Here is a 19,941-nt window from a genome sequence, read left to right as displayed (position 1 = left end):
TTGGAGAATGAGTCAGGCGGCGTAGCCGACCGCGAGCTGCGCGGCCTTGACGTGCTCGGCCTTGGGCGGAGCGATGCCCCATTGATCGGTGCGGCCGGGCGGCCAGACCCAATGCTCCGGCCCGCGCACGACGTAGTCGTCGTCGACCTGCAGCACCTCGGCGGTGTATTCGATCACGGTGCCGACAGGATCGATGAAGTAGGCGAAGACATTGTCGCCGGGGCCGTGGCGTCCGACACCCCAGGCGATCGGATGACCGGCATCGATCATGCGGCCCGCGCCGCGCATCACGCCCTCCCAGGTCGGCATCAGGAAGGCGACGTGGTTGAGCCCGTTGACCTTCGCCGCAGCGATCACGACGGCATGGTGGTCCGAATTGCAGCGAACGAAGGCCATCGCCGCGGAGCGGTCGGTCAGGCGGAAGCCGAGCGCCTTCTGGTAGAATGCCGCCGAACGATCGACATCGGTGCTGTTGAGGTTGACGTGGGCGAGCCGCTCCGGGAGCTCGGGCCGCGGCGGCTTGGCGTCGTGCCTGATGTCGCCATGCACGAAGCGCAGCACGCCGCCTTCGGGGCCGCGCAGGCTCATGATCACGCCGCCGTCGGGGCCGAGGTTCGGCGCTGGCGCTGCGATCAGCGTCGCGCCTTCATGGATGGCGTTGCGGCCGACGGCATCGAATTCACTGGAATCGGCGAGGCGGAATGTCACCGCCTGCAGCTCGGTGCGCTCGCTCCGGTGCAGCGCCACGACGTGATGGTCGCTGCCGGTTGCACGGAGGTAGACGATGCCGTGGGCCTCAGCGACGCGCTCCAGCCCCCAGGTCTGTCGATAGAACGCTTCCGAACGCGCGAGATCTGGCGTGCCCAGATCGACGCTGCGCAGAGCCGCGACCGGAAACCGGGTCATGAGCGTGTCCTCCTGCGCGATGCCCGGGTGAGGACGCGCGACGTTTCTGTCCATGGCCGGCGAAACCGGCTCGCCCCTTTTATTACAGAAAAAATCGAAATCAATCAGAATTTATAAATTTTATGTTCTGTGGCCCGGCTCTATATATGTCGTCTGATTCAGAGGAGATCGGACGTGGATGCGGTTTTGGAGGCCGAAGGGCAGGGCCCGTCGACCCAGGCGAGTCATGTGTATGACCGGCTGCGCGAGGACCTGCTGTCCGGCCGGCTGGCGCCGTCGCGCAAGCTGCAGATGCGGTTTTTGACCGAGACCTATCAGACCGGGCAGACGCCGCTGCGCGAGGCGCTCAACCGCTTGACTGCCGACGGACTGGTCGAGGTGCGCGAGCAGCGCGGCTTCTACGTCAAGGACATCAGCCGCGCCGAGCTCGCCGAGCTGACCAAGACGCGCTGCTGGGTCGAGGCGCTGGCGCTGCGCGAGTCGATGGCGGCGGCGACGCCTGATTGGGAGGAGCAACTGGTGCTGGCGCAGCATCGGCTCAGCCGCGCGCCGCGCTCGCTCAGCGCGACGACGTTCGAGGACAATCCGGAGTGGGAGAGGCTGCACCGGATCTATCATCGGGTCCTGATCTCGAACTGCGGTTCGCAATCGCTGATCGCGTTCTGCGGCCAGCTTGCCGACCAGCTCTATCGCTACCGCCGGCTGTCGATCCGCAAGGCGTTTCCGTCACGCCCCGTCGGCGATGAGCACGCCGACATCGTAAACGCCGTGCTCGACGCCGACACCGAACGCGCGGTTGCGCTGCTCACAGCGCACTATCAGCGCACCGCGGACGTCATCCTGCAGGACGAGACGATCTTTCCGGAGCTGCGGAAGGACAAAAAGATTTAGGATCACGTCGTCGCGGCGAGGAAGAAGTCGACGCGCTTCTCGACATGCGCCTGGGCTTCCTTCTTCAGGGCGCGCATGTCCTCGCCGAGCAGGCTGCGAATCAGCACGGCGAACACGACGAGATCGAGGAAGATCCGTGCGCTGTCCTCGATGCGGTCGGCCGAGAAGGCGCCCTTGCCGGCGAGACCTTCGGCGCGCGCGAGCTCGCCGATCGCATGGCTCACATTGCAGGTGGCGCGCTTGCGCGCCGTGTCCTGGATCTCGAGCGTCAGCTCGGGAAAGCGCGGACTTTCCGCAATCGCGGTGCGCATCAGGCCGATCGTGTCCTCGACGAAGGCGCGCTCGATCAAGGTGAGCCCGAGGCTGATCAGCCGGGCGCGGAAGGTGCGGCCCTGCGGCACCAGGTTCTCATACTGCGTGTTGCGCGCGGCCTGGCGGCCGATGACGGCCGCGAACAGCGCGGCCTTGCTGGGAAATCGCGCGTAGATGGTCGGCTTGCCGGCGCGCGCGGTCTGCGCGATCTCGTCGACGCTCGCGCCTTCGAAGCCGTTTGCGAGGAACACGGTCTTTGCCGCGTCGAGAATGCGCTCCTCGACCTCGCCGGCACGTTCGAGCGGAGGCCGCCCCACCTTGCCGCGCGCCGTCTTGGAAGCAACCATTCGATCCGCCATGGCTTTCTTTCGAGGCCTTTGTGTTCCCGTCCTGTTTGGCACAGGGGTCGGGATTGTTCAATCAACGCGGCCTGGGCCGCTGCCCATGCCTGGGCTGTTAACGCGTGCCACGGAATATCGGCTTGCCCGTGGGGTCTCGAACACCGAGACTGCACAAAACGATTTAGGAGGAAAACCATGGGACGGACATTCGTTCATTTGGCGTTGCTCGCCGTCGCCTGCGTCGCGGCCGCGCCACTCGCTCATGCTGAAACCGTCGTTCTGAAGTCTGAACTCAAGGCAGCCAACGAGGTGCCGCCGAACGCGTCCGCCGCGTCGGGCGCGGCCGAAGCGAGCTTCGACACCGCAACCAAGACGCTGAGCTGGAAGGTTACCTTCTCCGGCCTCAGCGGCCCGCCGATCGGCGCGCATTTCCACGGGCCCAGCGAGCCCGGCAAGAACGCCGGCATCGTGCTGCCGTTCAAGAGCCCGGAGCCGCCGATCACGGGCTCCGCCGTGATCACCGATGCGCAGGCGGCCGATCTGCTGGCCGGCAAATGGTACGCCAACGTCCACACCCAGGCGAACCCGGGCGGCGAGATCCGCGGACAGATGACCAGGCAGTGAGGCGTGTGCCCGACGCGCGCGGGCTCGCCGTCACGCGGCCAGTTCCGGCTCGCCGGCCTGGCCGGGAACGGCCGAGGCCCGGCGCACGTCGAGGAACTGCTTGAAACGGCCGAGCGACATCGGCTGTGCGACCAGATAGCCCTGGCCTTCCTCGACGCCGCAGGCGACCAGCGCATCGACCTGCTCCTGATGCTCGATGCCCTCGGCGACCACGGACATGTCGAGCTCGCGCGCCAGCGCCACCAGCATCTGCACCACCACCACGGCGGACTGGTCGCGGGTGATCGCGTCGACGAAGAACTTGTCGATCTTCAGGATGCGCGCGCCGAGCCGCTGGATGTAGGACAGGCCGCTATGGCCGATGCCGACGTCGTCGAGCGCGACGCGGAAGCCGAGCTCGCTGAGCTCCTTCACGACATCAGTCGCCTTGGTGAGATCGGCGAGCTCCTCGCGCTCGGTGACCTCTAGCACGACTTGGCGGGGGGAGACCGACGAGGATGCGACCGTCTTGCGTAGATCGTCGATGAAGCGGTCGCCGAGCAGATGGCGCGGGGTGATGTTGACGGACAGCTTGAACAGCTTGTCCTGCTTCATCTCCGGCTGCAGCTCGCGCAAGGCGGTCTTGAGAAGCTGCCAGGTCAGCTTCTCAATGCGGCCGGTGCTCTCGGCGAGCGGGATGAAGCTCATCGGCGGGATCAGTCGGCCGTCCGGCTTCTCCCAGCGCGCCAGGATCTCGCAGCCGACGATGTCGCCGGTCTTCAGTCGGAAGGTCGGCTGCACATAGGGCTTGAACTCGTTGGCCGCGAGCGCGCGATCGAGCTCGGCGACCGGGTCCACTGGCCGGCTGAGATAGCTCGCCAGCAGCAGGCCGAACATGCCGCCCAGCGTGCCGGCGGCGAGCATCGTCAGGAGATAAGCGAGGTCGCGGCGCGCGCTCAGGCTCTGCGGTCGCACATGGATCGTGGCCTGCAGCGGATAGCGGTCGGACACGGTGGTGAAGGCGACGGTCTGCGCCGGCGTCTTGGCTGATGTCTCGGGTTGATAGCCGGCCACCTGCTCGCCATCGGGCAGGGTCAGGGTGACGTTGCTCTCGGCGCGCAGGCCGACCGGCATCACGTCCAGCAGGTTGCCGTCGATGCGCAGGATCGCCGCCAGCGACCGTTGCGCGTCGATGTCGCGCATCACGCCGAACGCGGCGCCGGTGAACTGCTCGACGCGGAACAGCCGCAGCTCGCCGTCGGCGGACTTGAACATCTCGTCGCGCCGCGCCCAGCCATTGTCGAATTCGAGCGTTTCGGAATAGGCCGCGCACTCGACCGCGCCGCCGCGATCGACGGTGCGGATGTCCTTGATGATGGTGCCTTGATAGACGTGAAGGCGCAGCGCCTGTAGCGCGACGGCGCTGCAATCCATCGGTCCTTTCGCGATCAGACGGTTCAGGATCGATCCGGCCGAGTCGATCGCGGCCTCGGAACGGCGCAGCGCCACCTTGCTGAGCTCGCTGAGCTGCCGCGCGGTCTGGTTGCCGATCAGCGCGGTCACGGCGAAATCGGCGCCGGCCAGGAAGATCCCGACGCAGGCGGCCACCGCCCCGACACGAAGCATGTGTTTGCGCTGCAATGCCATCGTGTGGTGAACACCCCCGTATGACCACGGGTATCCTTCAATCCAACCTTCAACTTTCCGTATATGCGCCCCAGGATGCCCGTCCGCAGCGGCAAGGTGGGCTGTGCGCGCAGCAAGCTGGTTAAGGAAGTGCTACCGGCTCAGGCCGCCTTGTCGGTCGTGCTGCGCGGCACCGCCGCCTCGGCGCGCCCGGCCGGGAGCAGCATCAAGGCGGCCAGCGCCGACAGGCTGAGGCTCGCCGACACGATCAGCACGCCGCGGCCGAGCCCGTCGATCAGCAGGCCGAACAGCAGCGGCGCGAAGGCCTGGCAGATCCGTGACGGCGCCCCGATCAGGCCGAGCCGGTAGGCGTAGTTGACGGGGCCGAAGATCGCGAGCGGCAGGGTGCCGCGAGCGATCGTCAGGATGCCGTTGCCGGAGCCGTGCAGCAGCGCGAAGGCCGCCGCGGCGCCGCCGCCGAACAGCCCGATCGTCACGGCGGCGATCGGATGGGTGATGCAGGCGAGCCGCGCCGAGGCGAGCGGATGGAAGCGGCTGAGGAAGCCGGCCTCGAACACCCGCGCGGCGACCTGCGCCGGCCCGATCATCATGCCTGCGAACAGCGCCTGCGCCGGCGTCGCGCCGAACGCCTGCATCAGCCGCGGCAGATGCACCGCCATCGCCGCGGTCACGGTCCAGGCCGCGGCCATCGCAAACGCGATCAGCACCATCGGGCGGTCGAGCGGGATGTTCGGCTTGCCGGTCGGCATCTCGCCGGGCGCCATCTGGGTCGCACGCGGCAGCGACAAATTGAGCGGCAGGCCGATCACGAGGTGCGCGGTCGCCCAGGCGAAACAGGTCTCGCGCCAGCCGATCGTCGCGAGCCCCAGCGTGCTCAGCGGCCAGCCGACGGTGGAGGCGAAGCCCGCGATCAGGGTGATGCCGGTGATCGCGCCGCGCGCATCCTTGCCATAGATGCGCCCGAGTGCGCCAAACGCGGCGTCATAGAGGCCGAGCCCCATGCCGACGCCGAGCCACAGCCACGCCAGCGCCATCACCCACAGCGAATGCGACAGGCCGAGCAGCGCCAGCCCGATCGCCAGCACGATGTTGGAGGCGCACAGCACCTGACGGCCGCCGACGCGGTCGATCTGGCGGCCGATGCGCGGACCCAACAGGCCGGAGATGATCAGCGAGGCCGAGAACGCGCCGAAGAACCAGTTGTTGGACAGGCCGAGATCCCTGGCGATCGGGTCGGCGAGGATCGCCGGCAGATAGTAGCTCGATCCCCAGGCCAGCGTCTGGGCGGTGCCGAGAGCGATGACCACGCCCAGCCGTCGTGCCTGCATTCCGTTAAACCTCTGCTTGGCTCTACGTCACGAACAGCCGCAGCCGCTGCGGCCAGCCTCCTTGGCCTTGGCATCATCGGCACAGCAACTGTCTACGCCGGACGGCGCCGGTCCGCCACAGCAGCCGGACAGGGCTGCAATGCTCTCCAGTCCGCCGCGGGTGCAGACGCCGGTCTCCGGCAGCTTCAACGGCGCTGCCGCCGCCGAACGCCTTCGCGGGATCGTCGCTGCGCAACAGCCAGATCGCCTGCGTGCCCGGCGCGTCCTCGGCCAATGCGGCCAGGTCGATCAAGGTGCCGATCGCCGAGTGGCCGGCGCCGATGATCGCGACCGTCTTGGCGTCCGTCATTTACTACTCCTATATTTCTAGAAGTATCGAATTAAAAGGCGAGATCATCAAGCGGCCGGCCTCGCGGTGCCGCAGTCGCGCTCCTCGACGCAGCATTCGGAAACCAGAAAGCCGAGCAGGGACCGCATCACGTCGTATTCGGCATGGCAGACCAGCGTCGTGCCCTCGCGCATCTGCGAGATCAGCCCGACCGCGACCAGCGTCTTGACGTGGTGCGACAGCGTGGACGCCGGGACCTTCAGCCGGCCGACCGGCATCCCGGCATGCCCGGCGCGCACCAGCGCGCGGTAGATCGTCAGGCGCGTGGTGTTGCCAAGGGCTTCCAGGCGGGCAGCGGCGTCATCGAGCTTCATGGTGTGGAGGATGCGGCATGCGGCCCGCCGGAGTCAAACGATATTTCTAGAATATTGGAAATATCTATGAGCGCGCGCCGCGCGCGGTCGGTTGTCCGGCGCGCTATCTCAGCCGGTAGCCGGCATGGCAGCCGACGCAGGCGGCCATCGTCTCGCCGAGCGCCTTCAGCGCCGGCTTGAGGTCTCCGGTTACGCCCGCGTTCTGCGCTTCGATGGCGAACCGGCTCGCCGCCTTGTGCATCGTCGTTCCGGCCTCCTGCATGCCCTGCGGCATGAACCCGGCGACCTCAGCGGCACCGTGCAGCCGCAGCGAGCTCATCCCCAGGCGTTGCTCGGCGATCTGGCCTGCCTTGTCCGGCTCGCCCGCCGCCAGCGCGTCGTTGATCTGCTGCAGCGCCAGCAAATGGTCGCGCATGTTGGCGAGGGTGTGCTCGGCGAGATCGGGGGGAAACGCCACCCGCTCGCGCGGGTCTAGCGGAAGCGCCCCGTGGCTGCCGTGGTCGTGATGGCCGTGGTGCTGCGCCGTGGCGATGCCGGCGGACGCAACGAAGGCCAGCACAATGGCGGCAAGACGCAGGCGCATGAGGACCTCCATTTGAGCGAACGCGGTGACGTCTTCCCTAGACCGCGCAGCCGGCGGCACATATGATCCTGATCATATGCCGAGGATCATCCATCGCCCGCCCGAGGGCACGCGCCCGCCGCTCGACTGGCGCGCCCTTGCACGGCTGTCGCCATTGCTTGCCGCTCTGCCGGCGGCCGCTCGGTTGCAGACCCGGCACATCCAGGTGCCGCACCAGGGCACGGTGTTCTGTCGGGGCGATCGGCCGCGGGCGATGTTCTTCGTGCTGACCGGCGAGGTGCGATTGCTGCGCCGCTCGCGCGCCGGCGACGACATCATCCTGCAGCGTGCGCGGCGGGGCTTTCTCGCCGAGGCCAGCCTCGATCAGGCGTCGTATCATTGCGACGCCGTCGCGGCGCAGGATTCAGCGCTGCTCGCGATCGACCGCAAGGCCTTCGCCGAAGCGTTGCGTCGTCCCGAGATCGGGGACCGATGGTGCGATCATCTCGCCCGCGAGTTGCGCAAGGTCCGGGCACAGTCGGAGCGGCTCAGCCTGAAGACGGCGCGCGAGCGGATCGTGCATTTCATCGAGACCGAAGGGGAGGGCGGCGAGGTCGAGCTCGGCCGGTCGAAGAAGGACTGGGCCGCCGAGCTCGGCGTCACCCATGAGGCGCTCTATCGCGCCCTGGCACGCATGGAACGGGACGGCGAGCTCATCGTCGACGGCACCCGCCTGCGCTTGCGATGAGCCTTCGGGCGTGTCGTCTCCGTTCGTCGACAACGACCATTCGAACTCGTCGGCCTTGACGCCGACTCTATCTATCGATAATTCTGGATATATGGAAAACGAACAAGCCGTTCTGGCCTTGGCGGCGCTGGCGCAACCGACGCGCCTGCAGGCCTTTCGCACCCTGGTGCAGCACGAGCCCGACGGTCTGCCGGCCGGCGAGCTCGCACGTCTGCTGGAGGTGCCGCAGAACACGCTGTCGGCGCATCTGTCCGTGCTGGCGCGCGCCGGCCTCGTCAGCTCGATCAGGCACAGCCGATCGATCGTCTACCGCATCGACCTCGCGCAATTTCAGAAGGTCGCGCTGTTTCTGCTGCAGGACTGTTGCGGCGGCCGACCGGAGGTCTGCGCGCCCGTCGTCGCAAGCCTCACCCCCTGCTGTCCGCCCAAGCGCAAGGAGAAGAATCGTGTCTGACCGCGTCTACAATGTGCTGTTCCTCTGCACCGGAAATTCGGCGCGCTCGGTGCTGGCGGAGTCGATCCTGCGCAAGGACGGCGCCGGCCGCTTCCGCGCCTTCTCGGCCGGCAGCACGCCGAAAGGCGCGGTGCATCCGTTGGCGCTCGAGCTGCTCAGGCGCATGGACTATCCGACCGACGATCTGCGCTCGAAGAGCTGGAGCGAGTTCGCCGTCGCCGGCGCGCCGGCGATGGATTTCGTCTTCACCGTCTGCGACAACGCCGCCGGCGAGGCGTGTCCGATCTGGCCGGGGCAACCGATGACCGCGCATTGGGGCATCGAGGATCCGGCGGCGGCCGAAGGCACGGAGCTGGAGAAGCTCGCGGCGTTCACGACCGCCTTCCGCTATCTGAAGAACAGGATCGACGCCTTCATCAATCTGCCGCTCGGTCGCATCGATTCGATGTCGCTCGGCACGCGGCTGCGCGAGATCGGGACGGGCGAGGGGGCAACGTCGTTCCGCTCCGACGTGGCCTGATCTGATGACGATCTTCGAGCGCTATCTGACGGTCTGGGTCCTGCTCTGCATCGTCGCAGGCATCGGTCTCGGCCATCTCATGCCGGGGCTGTTCGCGGCTGTCGCGTCGGCGGAGGTGGCGCGGGTCAATCTGCCGGTCGCGGCCCTGATCTGGCTGATGATCATTCCGATGCTGCTGAAGATCGATTTCGCCGCGCTCGGCAACGTGAAGGAGCATTGGCGCGGCATCGGCGTCACCCTGGTCGTGAACTGGGCCATCAAGCCGTTTTCGATGGCTCTGCTCGGCAGCGTTTTCATCGGCCATGTGTTCGCGCCGATGCTTCCCGCAAGCCAGTTGTCGTCCTACGTGGCCGGTCTGATCCTGCTGGCGGCGGCGCCGTGCACGGCGATGGTGTTCGTCTGGTCGAATCTGTGCGAGGGCGAGCCGCACTACACGCTGAGCCAGGTCGCGCTCAACGACGTCATCATGGTGTTCCTGTTCGCGCCGCTGGTGGGCCTGCTGCTCGGCGTCGCCTCGATCTCGGTGCCATGGACCACCCTGCTGCTGTCGGTGCTGCTCTACATCGTTGTGCCCGTCGTCATCTCGCAACTCTGGCGTCGCGCCTTGTTGCGGACGAAGGGCGGGGCATTGGAGCGCACCTTGCGGGTGCTGCAACCGGTCTCTCTCGCGGCGCTGCTCGGTACGCTCGTGCTGCTGTTCGGCTTCCAGGGCGAGCAGATCCTGAAGCAGCCGGTCGTCATCGCGATCTTGGCCGTGCCGATCCTGATCCAGGTCTATCTGAACGCGGGGATCGCCTATTGGCTCAGCCGCCGGCTCGGCGTGGCTTGGTGCGTCGCGGCTCCGGCCGCCTTGATCGGCGCCAGCAACTTCTTCGAGCTGGCGGTTGCCGCCGCGATCAGCCTGTTCGGGCTCGACTCGGGGGCCGCGCTTGCGACGGTCGTCGGGGTTCTCGTCGAAGTCCCCGTGATGCTCTCGGTCGTGCGCATCGTCAGGGCGACGCGTCGCTGGTACGAAGCGGGACTGCCGGCCTAGCTCCGGTCAGTGCTTCGCCAGGGGCCGGTTCGCCTCACCGCCGCGGCTCGTCCTGATCGTCGTCGTCGCCTTCGCGCTCGCGGCGGGCCGGCTCGTAGCTCAGCGGCGGGCTTTCGGCCCGCGCATGCAGCGCCGCAAGATGCGGGTAGGCCCCAAGACCAGCTCCAAGACCAGCTTCAAGATCAGCTTCAAGACCGCCGTCCACGGCACGGGCCACCGGCACCAGCGTGGGCGCCGTCTCCCGGCTGGCTTGTGACATGGCCAAGATGCCGCCCAGCCCCGCCAGCACGGCTGCCAATGTCATCGTCTTACGCATGCTCGTCTCCGAACTCACCGCCCCCGGCTCGCTCCGTCCTGAAGCGATCATGTTGCAACGAGACTGACGGCATCCCGTCGGGTCGTGTCAGCGGGGAGTCAGCTTGCCTCGGGCAGGATGCCGATCCTGTGCGAGTTTCCACCCCCGCATCTGTCTGATGCGCAATTCCGACATCGGAAGTTCAAACTATCATCCGCACCACCTCGTTAGCATTTGCGAATGCTCCGCAATTCGTGCCCCGCAATTCGAACCAGTGGCGAGAGCGCAACGAATGACGACGATCTCTGAAGATGACGGCGTCAGGCCCCGGAAGGATCATGCATTTGCCTCAAATTGGACGGTTCATGCGCATCACGGCATCTGCGATGCTGATCTCTACGGCTGCGTCCGCGGCGACGGTGGCGCGCGAGGATGATCGTGAGCGCCGTGATGCCATGCGTCATGCCGTGGAGGCGGGCGACGTCTTGCCGCTGTCGCAGATCCTGCCGAGATTGCGTGGCCGGGTCGCCGGCGACGTGATGGGGATCGATGTCGAGCGCCTGCGTGGTCGCTGGCGCTATGAGTTTCGGGTGATCGGCCGCGATGGCCGCGTGCGTGAGGTCTATGTCGATGCGCGCAGCGGCGAGATCGAACGGATCGAGGAAAAGTAGATGCGTGTGCTGCTGGTCGAGGATGATCCGCGGCTGGCGTCCGACCTGGTGCGGACGCTGCAGGCGGCGGGCTATCTGGTCGAAACGTCCGACAACGGCGAGCAGGCCTGGTTTCTCGGCGACACCGAGGATTATGGCGCCGTGATCCTCGATCTCGGCCTCCCCGGCATGGACGGCCTGTCGGTGCTGAAGCGCTGGCGCGGCGTGGGGCGACACATGCCGGTGCTGATCCTGACGGCGCGCGCGAGCTGGGCGGAGCGGGTCGACGGCATCGATGCCGGCGCCGACGACTATCTGCCGAAGCCGTTTCGCAACGAGGAGCTGCTGGCGCGATTGCGCGCGATCGTGCGGCGGTCCGCCGGCCGTGCGGCGCCGGTGCTCTCGTCCGGCGACCTGACGCTCGACGAGCGCCAGATGAAGGTCAGCCTGTCCGGCGTGCCGGTGACGCTGTCGCAGCTCGAATACCGGCTGATCGCGTATCTGCTGCGGCAGAGCGGGCGCGTCGTGCCGCAGCATGAGCTGGAGGAGAACGTCTACGGCCTCGGCCACGAGCACGATTCCAACGCGCTCGAGGTGCTGATCCGGCGCGTCCGCAAGAAGCTCGGCGCCGACATCATCGAGACCCGCCGCGGCTTTGGCTACATGATCCCGGAGACGGCGGAATGAGGCTCGGCTCGCTGCGGCTGCGGCTGGTGGCGGCGGGCACCATCGCGCTGCTGGTCGCGCTCGGCGTCGCCGGCTTCGGCATGGTCGTGCTGTTCAAGCGCCACGTCGCGCGGACGCTCGCCTCCGATCTCGACATTCACCTGCGCCAATTGCTGAACGGCCTCGAGGTCGATGCGGAAGGGCGCATCGTGGTCGCGCGGCCGCCGGCCGATCCGCGCTTCGTGGTGCCGCTGTCGGGGCTGTACTGGCAGATCTCGGACGATCATGGCCAGTTGCTGCGCTCGCGCTCGCTGTGGGACACCATCCTGCCGCTGCCGATCGACGAGCCCGGACCGAGCGACGTGCATCAGCATGAGCTCGCCGGGCCGGATGGCGAACACGTGCTGGTCGCCGAGCGCGGCATCGTGATGAATCCGGAAAGCCAGATACGCGTGCGCGCGGCCGTGGCCTACGGCCTCGACGGTGCCACCAGCGCGGTGCTGACCTTCGCCAAGGATCTGTCGATCGCGCTCGCCGTGCTGGCCGTCATCCTCGCCGTCGGCACGTCGGTTCAGGTCACTCTCGGCCTGCGTCCGCTCGGCGTGCTGCGCCGTGGCGTCGCCGAGATCCGCAGCGGTCGGCGCCAGCATCTTCCCGTGGACGTGCCGACCGAGGTGGCGCCGCTGGTCGAGGAGGTCAACGCGTTGCTCGATGCGCAGCAGCGCGAGATCATGCGCTCGCGCAGCCGTGCGGCCGATCTCGCTCACGGCTTCAAGACGCCGCTCGCCGCCCTCACGGCCGACGCCGCGCGCTTGAGGGAGCTCGGCCAGCTCGAGCTGGCGCGCAACATCGAGGATGTCGCCGAGGCGATGAGCCGGCAGGTTGATCGCGAGCTGGCGCTGGCGCGGCTGCGCGGCAAGGCCCGCGGCGGGCCGGAGGCCGCGACCGAGCTCGCGCCTTTGGTGAATGCGCTGCTTGGGACGCTCGGCCGCACGCCGGCGGCCGCCCATGTCAGCTTCGATGGCGAGGTGCCCCCGGGCCTGAGCGTCGCCATGGATCGGACGGATCTCGCCGAGGTGCTCGGCAATCTGCTGGAGAACGCCGCGCGTCATGCGGCGAGCACGGTTCGCATCGTCGCGAATGCGACCCCTCTGATCGTCATCGTCGAGGATGACGGTCCGGGCATTCCGGACGCGAAGATCGGCCGCGTGCTCGAGCGCGGCGGCCGCCTCGACGAGCAGGGGCCGGGCAGCGGGCTGGGGCTCGCGATCGTGCAGGACGTGCTCGAAGCCTATGGCTGGCGGCTGCAGATCGGCCGTTCCGAGCTGGGCGGCGCCAGGATCACGATCGCGCCGGCCATCGTCTCGGCGCTCCGCTGGCCGCAGCCCGCGATGTCCCAGGCGACCCCGGCGCCGTCCATTCTGACAGTAGGCTGACATCCCGCGTCAGCGGCGCGACGCCCCCGGTCAGCTATTACCTCAGGTCATGACGCCCCGCGCGGCTTGCCACCGCGGGGGTGCCCAATGGTCGAAGGAAGCTGATCATGCGTATTCGAAATTCCGCCAAGGCGTATGGGTCCGTCGCGATCGGGCTGCACTGGATCGTCGCCGTGCTGGTGCCGGCGGCCTGGATCTCGGGTCATCTCGGCGACATCCTGCCACGCGGCTCTCATGACACGGGTCTGTTCATGCACGTCTCGCTCGGGCTGGCGATGCTGGGCTTTGCGCTCGCGCGCTTGGCCTGGCGTCTGGCCGATCCGCCGCCGGCGCCTGAAGCGACCAAATTCGGCGCGTGGACCGTTCACGTCGGCGAGATCACGCATCTGCTGATCTACGGCATCATGTTCGCCATTCCGGTCCTCGGCATCGTCACCCAGTTTGCCCGCGGCTACGGCTTGCCGGTGTTCGGCCTGTTCGAGATCGCCTCACCCTGGGTCGGCGACCGCGGCTTCGCCCACGACTTGAAGGAGATGCACGAGGCGCTGGCCAATGGCCTGATGATCCTGATCGGCCTGCACGCCGGTGCGGCGCTGCTGCATCATTACTGGCTGCACGATCGCACCCTGCGGCGGATGGTGCCGGGACTGCGGTGATCGGTCCTGTCATCCGGGCCTGCTAAGAGGCCTCCGTCGATCACGCCATCGGAGGCCGTCATGCCGGCAACGCCGCACATCGAAAAGCACTTCACCGCGTCGGAAGTCGTCCGCGACGTCGTGATCGGCATGGCCGACGGGCTCACCGTGCCGTTCGCGCTCGCCGCCGGTCTTTCGGCTGCGGTCGCCAAGACCGACGTGATCGTCACCGCCGGCCTTGCCGAGGTCGTCGCCGGCGCGATCGCGATGGGGCTCGGCGGTTATCTCGCCGCCCGCTCCGACGCCGAGCACTATGCCGCCGAGGAGAAGCGGGAGCACGACGAGATCGAGCACCTTCGCGGCCGCGAGGTCGAGGAGGTTGCGGCGATCTTCCGCGGCTATGGTCTCGAAGGCCAGGCCTTGGCGACCGTGGTCGACGCCATCGCGTCCGATCGCAAGCGCTGGGTCGACTTCATGATGCGCTTCGAGCTCGGTCTCGAACGCCCGGATCCGAAGCGCGCGCCGGTCAGCGCCGTGACCATCGGCGGCTCCTACGTGATCGGCGGCCTGATCCCGCTGATCCCCTACATGCTGGCGCCTGACATCTCGTCCGCACTCCGGATCTCCGTGATCGCGACCGGCATTGCGCTCCTGATCTTCGGCGCCATCAAGGGCCACTTCACCGGCGTCAACAAGATCAAGTCCGCGCTGCAGACCGCCCTCGTCGGCGGCCTCGCCGCCGGCGCCGCGTTCTGGCTGGCGCATCTGTTCGGGTAGGGCGGGACAGGATTGCGGTCGAGGCCATTCGGAAGAAGGTCACTGGGCCGGTCATGATTGACGAGGGACCGTAGGGTGGGCAAAGGCGCGCCGGGGTGAGGCCTTGTCGGGCGAGCTTTCGCGCGCGCCGTGCCCACCGCCCGCACCCAGCGCCGCCGATGGTGGGCACGCGCCGCCTTTGGCGTCGCTTTGCCCAGCCTACGGCAGCGTCGTCTGCGGCAAAGGGCTTTACCCGAGTTCGAGATCGCCGCGCCGGCAGACCCTTTCGGATTGATCAGCCTCGTGCCATGATGTGTGATGATGCGCGCGCTTCTCCTCATGACTTCGATCACAGTGCTTGCAACCGCTCCGGCCGCAGCTCAACGGTTCGATGGCATTGATCCGGTGTGCCTCCAGACATGGGAGTGGGGCGGTTCCAGCACAATCTCGTGCCAGTATAGGTCGTGGGAGGCGTGTAGAGCGGGGGCTGCGGGCATTTCGGCCATGTGCTTGCCGAACCCCTATGCACAACGGCCGTCTGAGCCAAGCCGCCGTCGGCCGCCCCGGTAGGCGCCGATAGCGGCCTGACAAGACCCCAATCGTCAACGGAGCAGGCACGCGCCGCCCGATGCTTGCTCGGGCTGATCGGAACCAGTCTGTATTTCTGAGAAAAATAAATCTGTTGCCATTTTTCGGAAATCGTGCTTGATTGTCTCCATCCCGTGCTCCTCGAGAGGGGCGCTTCGCGATCGTCACGGAACGTTGGGCGCGGGATGCGGTGGCTGTAGGATGCCGCAGCGTGGGGCGACTCGCGCAGACGAACGGCAGCTTGCGGACGCGAAGTCGCGTGGTCCTGGCGCCCCGATGCTGGCGCCAAGTCTTCGGGCGATGATCCCGAGGGCGACGGTGACTAACAAGCCGGTACACCGAGGAGATCGCGAAGTAAGCGTGAAAACCATCGCGCGGGGAATGCCGGGATGTCTCGGCTGAACCTTGTATGGGGAGTAAGTTGTCAAGAGGGGCGTCGTTTGTTGGGGGCGGTCTTTGGCGCCAAGGAGAGGCGCGGTCAAGGCTGGCCGAAGGCCACCGCCGGAGGCGGCGCGTCAGCGGCCTTGAGCGCGCCGAGCTTGGCGCCATCATGGCGCGCCCGCAACGCGCGGTGTCGCGATGGCAGGCCGGACGTGATGCGAGGATTGGGCCGTGAACGACAATGCGGAACGACCGCATCACCTTGTATCCGGTCGGGCGCGAGGCCCGGTACCCTGATCTTTCATGCACGGGGGAAGGTAAGGCCCAGTCAAGACGGGACCCCTCTGTGAGAGCGGGAGGTTTATGCCCCCGGTTCAGCACGGTCACGCGTCGGTCCTGGCTCACGTCGGCTGTCATGGCGCGCGCAGCCGTTTACGAAGTTGGACGCAGCACGGCGCCTTCGGGAACAACGCCGGTCACCAGATAGCGCCACAGCGCCACCATCAGCTTGCGTGCCAGAGCGACAATGGCAATTCGCCGGATGCGTCCCTTGATGTCGCGCACCCGCTCGCGGAACCAGCGTGTCAGTGCGCTGTCCGGCTGATGAACGGTCCATAGCCACGCCAGCTCGACCGCGAGCTCACGGGCGCGCCGGTTGCCGGCTTTGCTGATGCCCTGCTCACGGCTGCGCTCGCCACTGTCATAGGGCGTGCCGGTGAGACCAAAGTAGCTGCCGACCTGACGACGGTTGTCGAAGTCGCGATAGAACACCTCGTTGACCAACTTCTGGCCGCCGACCGGGCCGATGCTCCTGAGATCCATGAGCTGCATGATCCTGGCTTCCGGCGAGCCGGGCCGAGCGGCGCACAGCTCGGCTTTGCTTTTGGCCTCGAGCTCCTTGAGCTGCCGTGCCACCAGGCACAGTCGCTCGTGTTCGCGCACGATCTCTTCCTTGAGCCGCACCGGCAGTGGACGACCGTCGCCAGTGCGCAGGCTGGCAAGGCTTTCCAGGAACGAGCGATCGAGCGGGTGGACGTCGCGAATGCCCTGGCCGTGCAGCAGTCCCTTGATGCGGTTGCTGTGAGCCGTGCACTCCTGGATCAGGCGATCACGTTCACGGGTACGGCGCTTGCGATCCTCATCCTCGACGCTTGGCACGTGGACGATGCTGCAGACCCGAGGCTCGCCCCGCAAATGGGCGAGGAACGCCCGCATCAGCTTCTCCAGATCGATCCGGTCGGTCTTGGCGCGCCGGGCACGACGGTTCACCTCGATGCTGGAAGGGTCGACCTCATGATTGACGATGCCTTGTCCGCTCAGCCATCGGTGCAGCCAGTGGCCATCCAAGCCTGCTTCGTAGCATGACAGGATGCGCACCGGCCGGCCGCCCCCGGCAGCCGCAGCCTTCTTGCGCATGTCCGCAAGCCGGGCCGCCAAGGCGGCCAAGTCACCGCCGCCGATCGTGTACCGGCTCAGTTTCTGCGAGCCAGGAAGCAGCACGCCGAGCTTCCATTTCGCTTTGCTCAGTTCAAACGCGAGGTAAACCGTGGCATGCTCCGCCGCGGCGGGTGTGTCAGTGCGATCGAGCTTGATCATCTTGATCCTCCGAGGGCCGGATGGTTCGGAAATCCAATCCTAACCCTTCTTGACCACCCGCCGCCCCATAGGATCTGTGGTGACTGCCGCCTGCTTTTTTTCTGCAGGCGGGCCATGGGGGCGGCCAGCTCCCGGCATTCCCTGCGCCCTCTGCCTGATCGGGGGGCAACACCGATGACATCACTCGGGCGCATGGCGCCGCGAGAGCAGTGACGCACGTCTTCACGGCGATGCCCAGGGGAGGGAGCGCGGGAACCAAATTCCGCACTCAAGGTTAGCTGGCATGCAGGAGGACTCCCGATGCGCCGTCCGAAGATTCAGCCGTCCCGCAACAAGCTCGACATGACCGATCAGGCCCAGGTCCGCGTGGTGACCAAGCGGCTGAAGATGTCGCCTGGGGAATTGTCCGAGATGGTCGAACGCATCGGCAACTCCATCGCAGCCATCACCAAGGAAGTCGCGCAGCAGCGAGCCGCGAAGGCAGCGCCGGAAGGAGCCGTGATCGCGTCGGTGACGGTGACCGAGACCAAGGCGGAAGTGATCGTGCCGGACGAGACGCCAGCGGCAACCTAGCAATCGACGCTGATCATCGAGACCCCCGGCAATAGATCTGGGGAATTGGACGAAGGGGGCAAAGGATGGACCAACGCACCGACCTCGGTGACGCGTTGACGCGGGCCGCATTCAACCTGCGCAGGACCAAGATCAGCGAAGGCCGGCCGTTTCCGCTCGGCGCCACCTGGGACGGGCTCGGCGTCAACTTCGCGATCTTTTCCGCGCACGCGACCAAGGTCGAGCTGTGCCTGTTCGACGACACCGGCGAGACCGAGCTCGAGCGCATCGAGCTGCCCGAATACACCGACGAGGTCTGGCACGGCTACCTGCCGGCCGCGCGGCCCGGCACGGTGTATGGCTATCGCGTGCATGGACCCTACGAGCCGGACGCCGGTCACAGGTTCAATCCGAACAAGCTCGTGATCGACCCCTATGCCAAGCAGCTCGTCGGCAACCTGCGGTGGGGGCCGGAGCTGTTCGGCTATCGGCCCGATCATGCCGACAAGGACCTGTCGTTCGACGACCGCGACAGCGCGCCCTTGATGCTGAAGTGCCGGGTCATCGATCCCGCCTTCACCTGGGGCACCTCACGCAAGCCGGAAATTCCGTGGGAGCGGACGATCTTCTACGAGATGCACGTCAAGGGCTTCACCAAGCTGCATCCGCTGGTGCCCGAGGCCGACCGCGGCACCTTCGCCGGTCTCGCGCATCAGGACATTCCGGCCTATCTGCGCTCCCTGGGCATCACCTCGGCCGAGCTGTTGCCGATCCACGCCTTCATCGACGACAGCTATCTGGTCGAGAAGGGGCTGCGCAACTACTGGGGCTACAATTCGATCGGCTTCTTCGCACCGGAGCCGCGCTATCTGAAGACGCCGTTCGCGACCGAATTCAAGACCATGGTCAACCAGTTCCACGCCAACGGCATCGAGGTGATCCTCGACGTGGTTTACAACCACACCGCCGAAGGCAACGAGCTCGGGCCGACCTTGTCTTTCAAAGGCATCGACAATGCCAGCTACTACCGGCTGATGCCGGACCAGAAACGCTACTACATCAACGACACCGGCACCGGCAATACGGTGAACCTGTCGCACCAGCGCGTGCTGCAGCTCGTCGCGGACTCCTTGCGCTATTGGGCGACCGAGATGCGGGTCGACGGCTTCCGCTTCGATCTCGCCACCATCCTGGCGCGCGAGCCCTATGGCTTCGACGAGGGCGGCAGCTTCCTGGATGCCTGTCGTCAGGACCCTGTGCTGTCGAGCGTCAAGCTGATCGCCGAGCCCTGGGACATCGGTCCGGGCGGCTATCAGGTCGGCCAGTTTCCACCGGGCTGGGCGGAATGGAACGACAAGTTCCGCGACACCGCGCGTGCGTTCTGGAAGGGCGATGGCGGCACGCTCGCCGATTTCGCCAAGCGCATCTCCGGCTCGGGCGATCTGTTCAACAAGCGCGGCCGCCGCCCCTGGGCGAGCGTGAACTTCATCACCGCGCATGACGGCTTCAACCTCAACGACCTCGTCTCCTACAACGACAAGCACAACGAGGCCAATGGCGAGGATAATCGCGACGGCCACAGCAACAACCACTCCTGGAATTGCGGCGTCGAGGGACCGACCGACGACCCCGAGATCACCGCGTTGCGCGAGCGCCAGAAGCGCAATCTGCTGGCCACGATGCTGCTGTCGCATGGCACGCCGATGCTGCTCGCCGGCGACGAGTTCGGCCATACCCAGAACGGCACCAACAACGCCTATGCGCAGGACAATGAGACGACCTGGCTCGACTGGATGGGCATCACGCCGCAGGGGCGGGCGTTGCGCGAATTCACGCGCAAGCTGATCGCCATGCGCAAGGCGTTTCCGATCCTCTATCGCAGCCGCTTCCTGATCGGCTCGCACAATGAGGACCTCGGCGTCAACGACGTGACCTGGCTCGACCCGTCGGGCGAGGAGATGACGACGGAGCAGTGGACTGACGATCACGCGCGTTGTTTCGGCATGCTGCTCGACGGCCGCGCCCAGGAGACCGGCGTTAAGCGGCGTGGCTCGGATGCGACGCTCCTGCTGGTCTACAACGCGCATTTCGACGTCGTGAACTTCACGCTTCCGTCCGTGCCCGAAGGCCATAATTGGCTGGCGCTGCTCGACACCAACCAGCCGGATGCACAGCCGCAGTCGTTCCCGTTCGGCCACGTCTACGCGGTGACCGGGCGATCGCTGCTGGCACTCGGCCTGTCCTCGGAGCAGCAGCCGATGCGCAGCCTGCGCCATGGCCTCGGCGCGTTGCTCGACGTCGCGGAGGCGCCGCTGGGGTAGGATGTTCGGCGGATTTTG

General features: G+C 66.8%; 22 protein-coding genes and 1 pseudogene. 14 read left to right on the top strand and 9 right to left on the bottom strand.

The window, feature by feature from the left end; translation table 11 throughout:
* Positions 1-12: 12 nt before the first annotated feature.
* On the bottom strand, positions 13-906 hold the full coding sequence (locus QX070_RS20605) for a VOC family protein (protein WP_315738856.1): 894 nt from the start codon (positions 904-906) through the stop codon (positions 13-15).
* Between the two features lie 174 nt (positions 907-1,080).
* On the opposite strand from QX070_RS20605, the gene QX070_RS20600 reads away from it, so the two are divergent.
* Positions 1,081-1,797 (top strand): GntR family transcriptional regulator, encoded by a 717-nt coding sequence (locus tag QX070_RS20600; protein ID WP_315712735.1) that lies wholly within the window; start codon positions 1,081-1,083, stop codon positions 1,795-1,797.
* Positions 1,798-1,799: 2 nt separating this feature from the next.
* Here the strand turns inward: QX070_RS20600 and QX070_RS20595 are convergent, their stop codons facing one another.
* Positions 1,800-2,456, bottom strand: coding sequence for a TetR/AcrR family transcriptional regulator (locus tag QX070_RS20595; protein ID WP_315738855.1), 657 nt, complete (start codon positions 2,454-2,456; stop codon positions 1,800-1,802).
* Between the two features lie 189 nt (positions 2,457-2,645).
* On the opposite strand from QX070_RS20595, the gene QX070_RS20590 reads away from it, so the two are divergent.
* Entirely contained in the window at positions 2,646-3,074 is a 429-nt protein-coding gene (locus tag QX070_RS20590; protein ID WP_315738854.1) for a CHRD domain-containing protein, read from the top strand.
* 30 nt (positions 3,075-3,104) lie between these two features.
* On the opposite strand, the gene QX070_RS20585 is transcribed toward QX070_RS20590, so the two are convergent.
* The 5 genes and pseudogenes from QX070_RS20585 to QX070_RS20565 all read right to left on the bottom strand — a co-directional run bounded on the left by QX070_RS20585 (position 3,105) and on the right by QX070_RS20565 (position 7,313).
* A complete protein-coding gene (locus tag QX070_RS20585) occupies positions 3,105-4,679 on the bottom strand; it encodes an EAL domain-containing protein (protein ID WP_315738853.1) in 1,575 nt (524 codons plus the stop codon).
* A gap of 161 nt (positions 4,680-4,840) precedes the next feature.
* Positions 4,841-6,028, bottom strand: coding sequence for an MFS transporter (locus QX070_RS20580; protein WP_315738851.1), 1,188 nt, complete (start codon positions 6,026-6,028; stop codon positions 4,841-4,843).
* 27 nt (positions 6,029-6,055) lie between these two features.
* A pseudogene (locus QX070_RS20575) lies at positions 6,056-6,365 on the bottom strand (hypothetical protein); the annotation flags it as partial.
* Between the two features lie 59 nt (positions 6,366-6,424).
* Positions 6,425-6,730, bottom strand: coding sequence for a helix-turn-helix domain-containing protein (locus QX070_RS20570; protein WP_315738850.1), 306 nt, complete (start codon positions 6,728-6,730; stop codon positions 6,425-6,427).
* 103 nt (positions 6,731-6,833) lie between these two features.
* The gene (locus QX070_RS20565) at positions 6,834-7,313 is read right to left on the bottom strand and encodes a hypothetical protein (protein WP_315738849.1); all 480 of its coding nucleotides are present in this window, start codon (positions 7,311-7,313) and stop codon (positions 6,834-6,836) included.
* Between the two features lie 76 nt (positions 7,314-7,389).
* On the opposite strand from QX070_RS20565, the gene QX070_RS20560 reads away from it, so the two are divergent.
* The 4 genes from QX070_RS20560 to arsB all read left to right on the top strand — a co-directional run bounded on the left by QX070_RS20560 (position 7,390) and on the right by arsB (position 10,047).
* Entirely contained in the window at positions 7,390-8,040 is a 651-nt protein-coding gene (locus tag QX070_RS20560) for a Crp/Fnr family transcriptional regulator (RefSeq protein ID WP_315738848.1), read from the top strand.
* A gap of 91 nt (positions 8,041-8,131) precedes the next feature.
* Positions 8,132-8,494: a metalloregulator ArsR/SmtB family transcription factor gene (locus QX070_RS20555; protein WP_315738847.1), complete on the top strand. Its 363-nt coding sequence runs from the start codon at positions 8,132-8,134 to the stop codon at positions 8,492-8,494.
* Positions 8,487-9,014, top strand: coding sequence for an arsenate reductase ArsC (locus tag QX070_RS20550; RefSeq protein WP_315738845.1), 528 nt, complete (start codon positions 8,487-8,489; stop codon positions 9,012-9,014). The genes QX070_RS20555 and QX070_RS20550 overlap by 8 nt, the downstream gene beginning before the upstream one ends.
* Before the next feature lie 4 nt (positions 9,015-9,018).
* The gene (gene arsB / locus QX070_RS20545) at positions 9,019-10,047 is read left to right on the top strand and encodes an ACR3 family arsenite efflux transporter (protein ID WP_315738843.1); all 1,029 of its coding nucleotides are present in this window, start codon (positions 9,019-9,021) and stop codon (positions 10,045-10,047) included.
* 34 nt (positions 10,048-10,081) lie between these two features.
* Here arsB and QX070_RS20540 read toward each other — a convergent pair whose 3' ends face one another.
* On the bottom strand, positions 10,082-10,363 hold the full coding sequence (locus tag QX070_RS20540) for a hypothetical protein (RefSeq protein ID WP_315738842.1): 282 nt from the start codon (positions 10,361-10,363) through the stop codon (positions 10,082-10,084).
* A 344-nt stretch (positions 10,364-10,707) separates the two neighbouring features.
* Between QX070_RS20540 and QX070_RS20535 the strand changes: the two genes are divergently transcribed.
* From QX070_RS20535 to QX070_RS20510, 6 genes are all read left to right on the top strand, one after another.
* On the top strand, positions 10,708-11,013 hold the full coding sequence (locus QX070_RS20535) for a PepSY domain-containing protein (protein WP_315738841.1): 306 nt from the start codon (positions 10,708-10,710) through the stop codon (positions 11,011-11,013).
* Complete coding sequence (locus QX070_RS20530) at positions 11,014-11,679, top strand: response regulator transcription factor (RefSeq protein ID WP_315738839.1); 666 nt, start codon at positions 11,014-11,016, stop codon at positions 11,677-11,679.
* Positions 11,676-13,094: a HAMP domain-containing sensor histidine kinase gene (locus QX070_RS20525; protein ID WP_315738838.1), complete on the top strand. Its 1,419-nt coding sequence runs from the start codon at positions 11,676-11,678 to the stop codon at positions 13,092-13,094. Before QX070_RS20530 ends, QX070_RS20525 begins: the two co-directional genes overlap by 4 nt.
* A gap of 107 nt (positions 13,095-13,201) precedes the next feature.
* Positions 13,202-13,750, top strand: a complete 549-nt coding sequence (locus tag QX070_RS20520; protein WP_315738837.1) for a cytochrome b — start codon at positions 13,202-13,204, stop codon at positions 13,748-13,750.
* 60 nt (positions 13,751-13,810) lie between these two features.
* A complete protein-coding gene (locus tag QX070_RS20515) occupies positions 13,811-14,506 on the top strand; it encodes a VIT1/CCC1 transporter family protein (RefSeq protein ID WP_315738836.1) in 696 nt (231 codons plus the stop codon).
* Positions 14,507-14,803: 297 nt separating this feature from the next.
* On the top strand, positions 14,804-15,055 hold the full coding sequence (locus QX070_RS20510) for a DUF3551 domain-containing protein (RefSeq protein ID WP_315738835.1): 252 nt from the start codon (positions 14,804-14,806) through the stop codon (positions 15,053-15,055).
* 831 nt (positions 15,056-15,886) lie between these two features.
* Here the strand turns inward: QX070_RS20510 and QX070_RS20505 are convergent.
* Entirely contained in the window at positions 15,887-17,050 is a 1,164-nt protein-coding gene (locus QX070_RS20505) for an IS110 family transposase (RefSeq protein WP_315737887.1), read from the bottom strand.
* A 300-nt stretch (positions 17,051-17,350) separates the two neighbouring features.
* Here QX070_RS20505 and QX070_RS20500 point away from each other — a divergent pair, with 300 nt between their 5' ends.
* On the top strand, positions 17,351-17,623 hold the full coding sequence (locus QX070_RS20500) for a DUF3606 domain-containing protein (RefSeq protein ID WP_315738834.1): 273 nt from the start codon (positions 17,351-17,353) through the stop codon (positions 17,621-17,623).
* Positions 17,624-17,688: 65 nt separating this feature from the next.
* Positions 17,689-19,923 carry a glycogen debranching protein GlgX gene (gene glgX, locus QX070_RS20495; protein ID WP_315738833.1) on the top strand — a complete coding sequence of 745 codons (2,235 nt, stop codon included), beginning with the start codon at positions 17,689-17,691 and terminating at the stop codon, positions 19,921-19,923.
* Positions 19,924-19,941: the final 18 nt, after the last annotated feature.

Origin of the sequence: Bradyrhizobium sp. SZCCHNR1093 (genome assembly GCF_032381175.1) — a bacterium.
Classification (GTDB): domain Bacteria; phylum Pseudomonadota; class Alphaproteobacteria; order Rhizobiales; family Xanthobacteraceae; genus Bradyrhizobium.
The sequence above is the reverse complement of the archived record's forward strand: the minus strand, read 5'-3'. Positions and strand labels throughout refer to the sequence as shown.

Excerpts from the sequence above, each read along its gene's own strand:
- QX070_RS20605 (WP_315738856.1), bottom strand. The coding sequence starts at position 906 with ATGACCCGGTTTCCGGTCGCGGCTCTGCGCAGCGTCGATCTGGGCACG.
- QX070_RS20595 (WP_315738855.1), bottom strand. The coding sequence starts at position 2,456 with ATGGTTGCTTCCAAGACGGCGCGCGGCAAGGTGGGGCGGCCTCCGCTC.
- QX070_RS20590 (WP_315738854.1), top strand. The coding sequence starts at position 2,646 with ATGGGACGGACATTCGTTCATTTGGCGTTGCTCGCCGTCGCCTGCGTC.
- QX070_RS20585 (WP_315738853.1), bottom strand. The coding sequence starts at position 4,679 with ATGCTTCGTGTCGGGGCGGTGGCCGCCTGCGTCGGGATCTTCCTGGCC.
- QX070_RS20580 (WP_315738851.1), bottom strand. The coding sequence starts at position 6,028 with ATGCAGGCACGACGGCTGGGCGTGGTCATCGCTCTCGGCACCGCCCAG.
- QX070_RS20570 (WP_315738850.1), bottom strand. The coding sequence starts at position 6,730 with ATGAAGCTCGATGACGCCGCTGCCCGCCTGGAAGCCCTTGGCAACACC.
- QX070_RS20565 (WP_315738849.1), bottom strand. The coding sequence starts at position 7,313 with ATGCGCCTGCGTCTTGCCGCCATTGTGCTGGCCTTCGTTGCGTCCGCC.
- QX070_RS20560 (WP_315738848.1), top strand. The coding sequence starts at position 7,390 with ATGCCGAGGATCATCCATCGCCCGCCCGAGGGCACGCGCCCGCCGCTC.
- QX070_RS20555 (WP_315738847.1), top strand. The coding sequence starts at position 8,132 with ATGGAAAACGAACAAGCCGTTCTGGCCTTGGCGGCGCTGGCGCAACCG.
- arsB (WP_315738843.1), top strand. The coding sequence starts at position 9,019 with ATGACGATCTTCGAGCGCTATCTGACGGTCTGGGTCCTGCTCTGCATC.
- QX070_RS20540 (WP_315738842.1), bottom strand. The coding sequence starts at position 10,363 with ATGCGTAAGACGATGACATTGGCAGCCGTGCTGGCGGGGCTGGGCGGC.
- QX070_RS20535 (WP_315738841.1), top strand. The coding sequence starts at position 10,708 with ATGCGCATCACGGCATCTGCGATGCTGATCTCTACGGCTGCGTCCGCG.
- QX070_RS20530 (WP_315738839.1), top strand. The coding sequence starts at position 11,014 with ATGCGTGTGCTGCTGGTCGAGGATGATCCGCGGCTGGCGTCCGACCTG.
- QX070_RS20525 (WP_315738838.1), top strand. The coding sequence starts at position 11,676 with ATGAGGCTCGGCTCGCTGCGGCTGCGGCTGGTGGCGGCGGGCACCATC.
- QX070_RS20520 (WP_315738837.1), top strand. The coding sequence starts at position 13,202 with ATGCGTATTCGAAATTCCGCCAAGGCGTATGGGTCCGTCGCGATCGGG.
- QX070_RS20515 (WP_315738836.1), top strand. The coding sequence starts at position 13,811 with ATGCCGGCAACGCCGCACATCGAAAAGCACTTCACCGCGTCGGAAGTC.
- QX070_RS20510 (WP_315738835.1), top strand. The coding sequence starts at position 14,804 with ATGATGCGCGCGCTTCTCCTCATGACTTCGATCACAGTGCTTGCAACC.
- QX070_RS20505 (WP_315737887.1), bottom strand. The coding sequence starts at position 17,050 with ATGATCAAGCTCGATCGCACTGACACACCCGCCGCGGCGGAGCATGCC.
- QX070_RS20500 (WP_315738834.1), top strand. The coding sequence starts at position 17,351 with ATGCGCCGTCCGAAGATTCAGCCGTCCCGCAACAAGCTCGACATGACC.
- glgX (WP_315738833.1), top strand. The coding sequence starts at position 17,689 with ATGGACCAACGCACCGACCTCGGTGACGCGTTGACGCGGGCCGCATTC.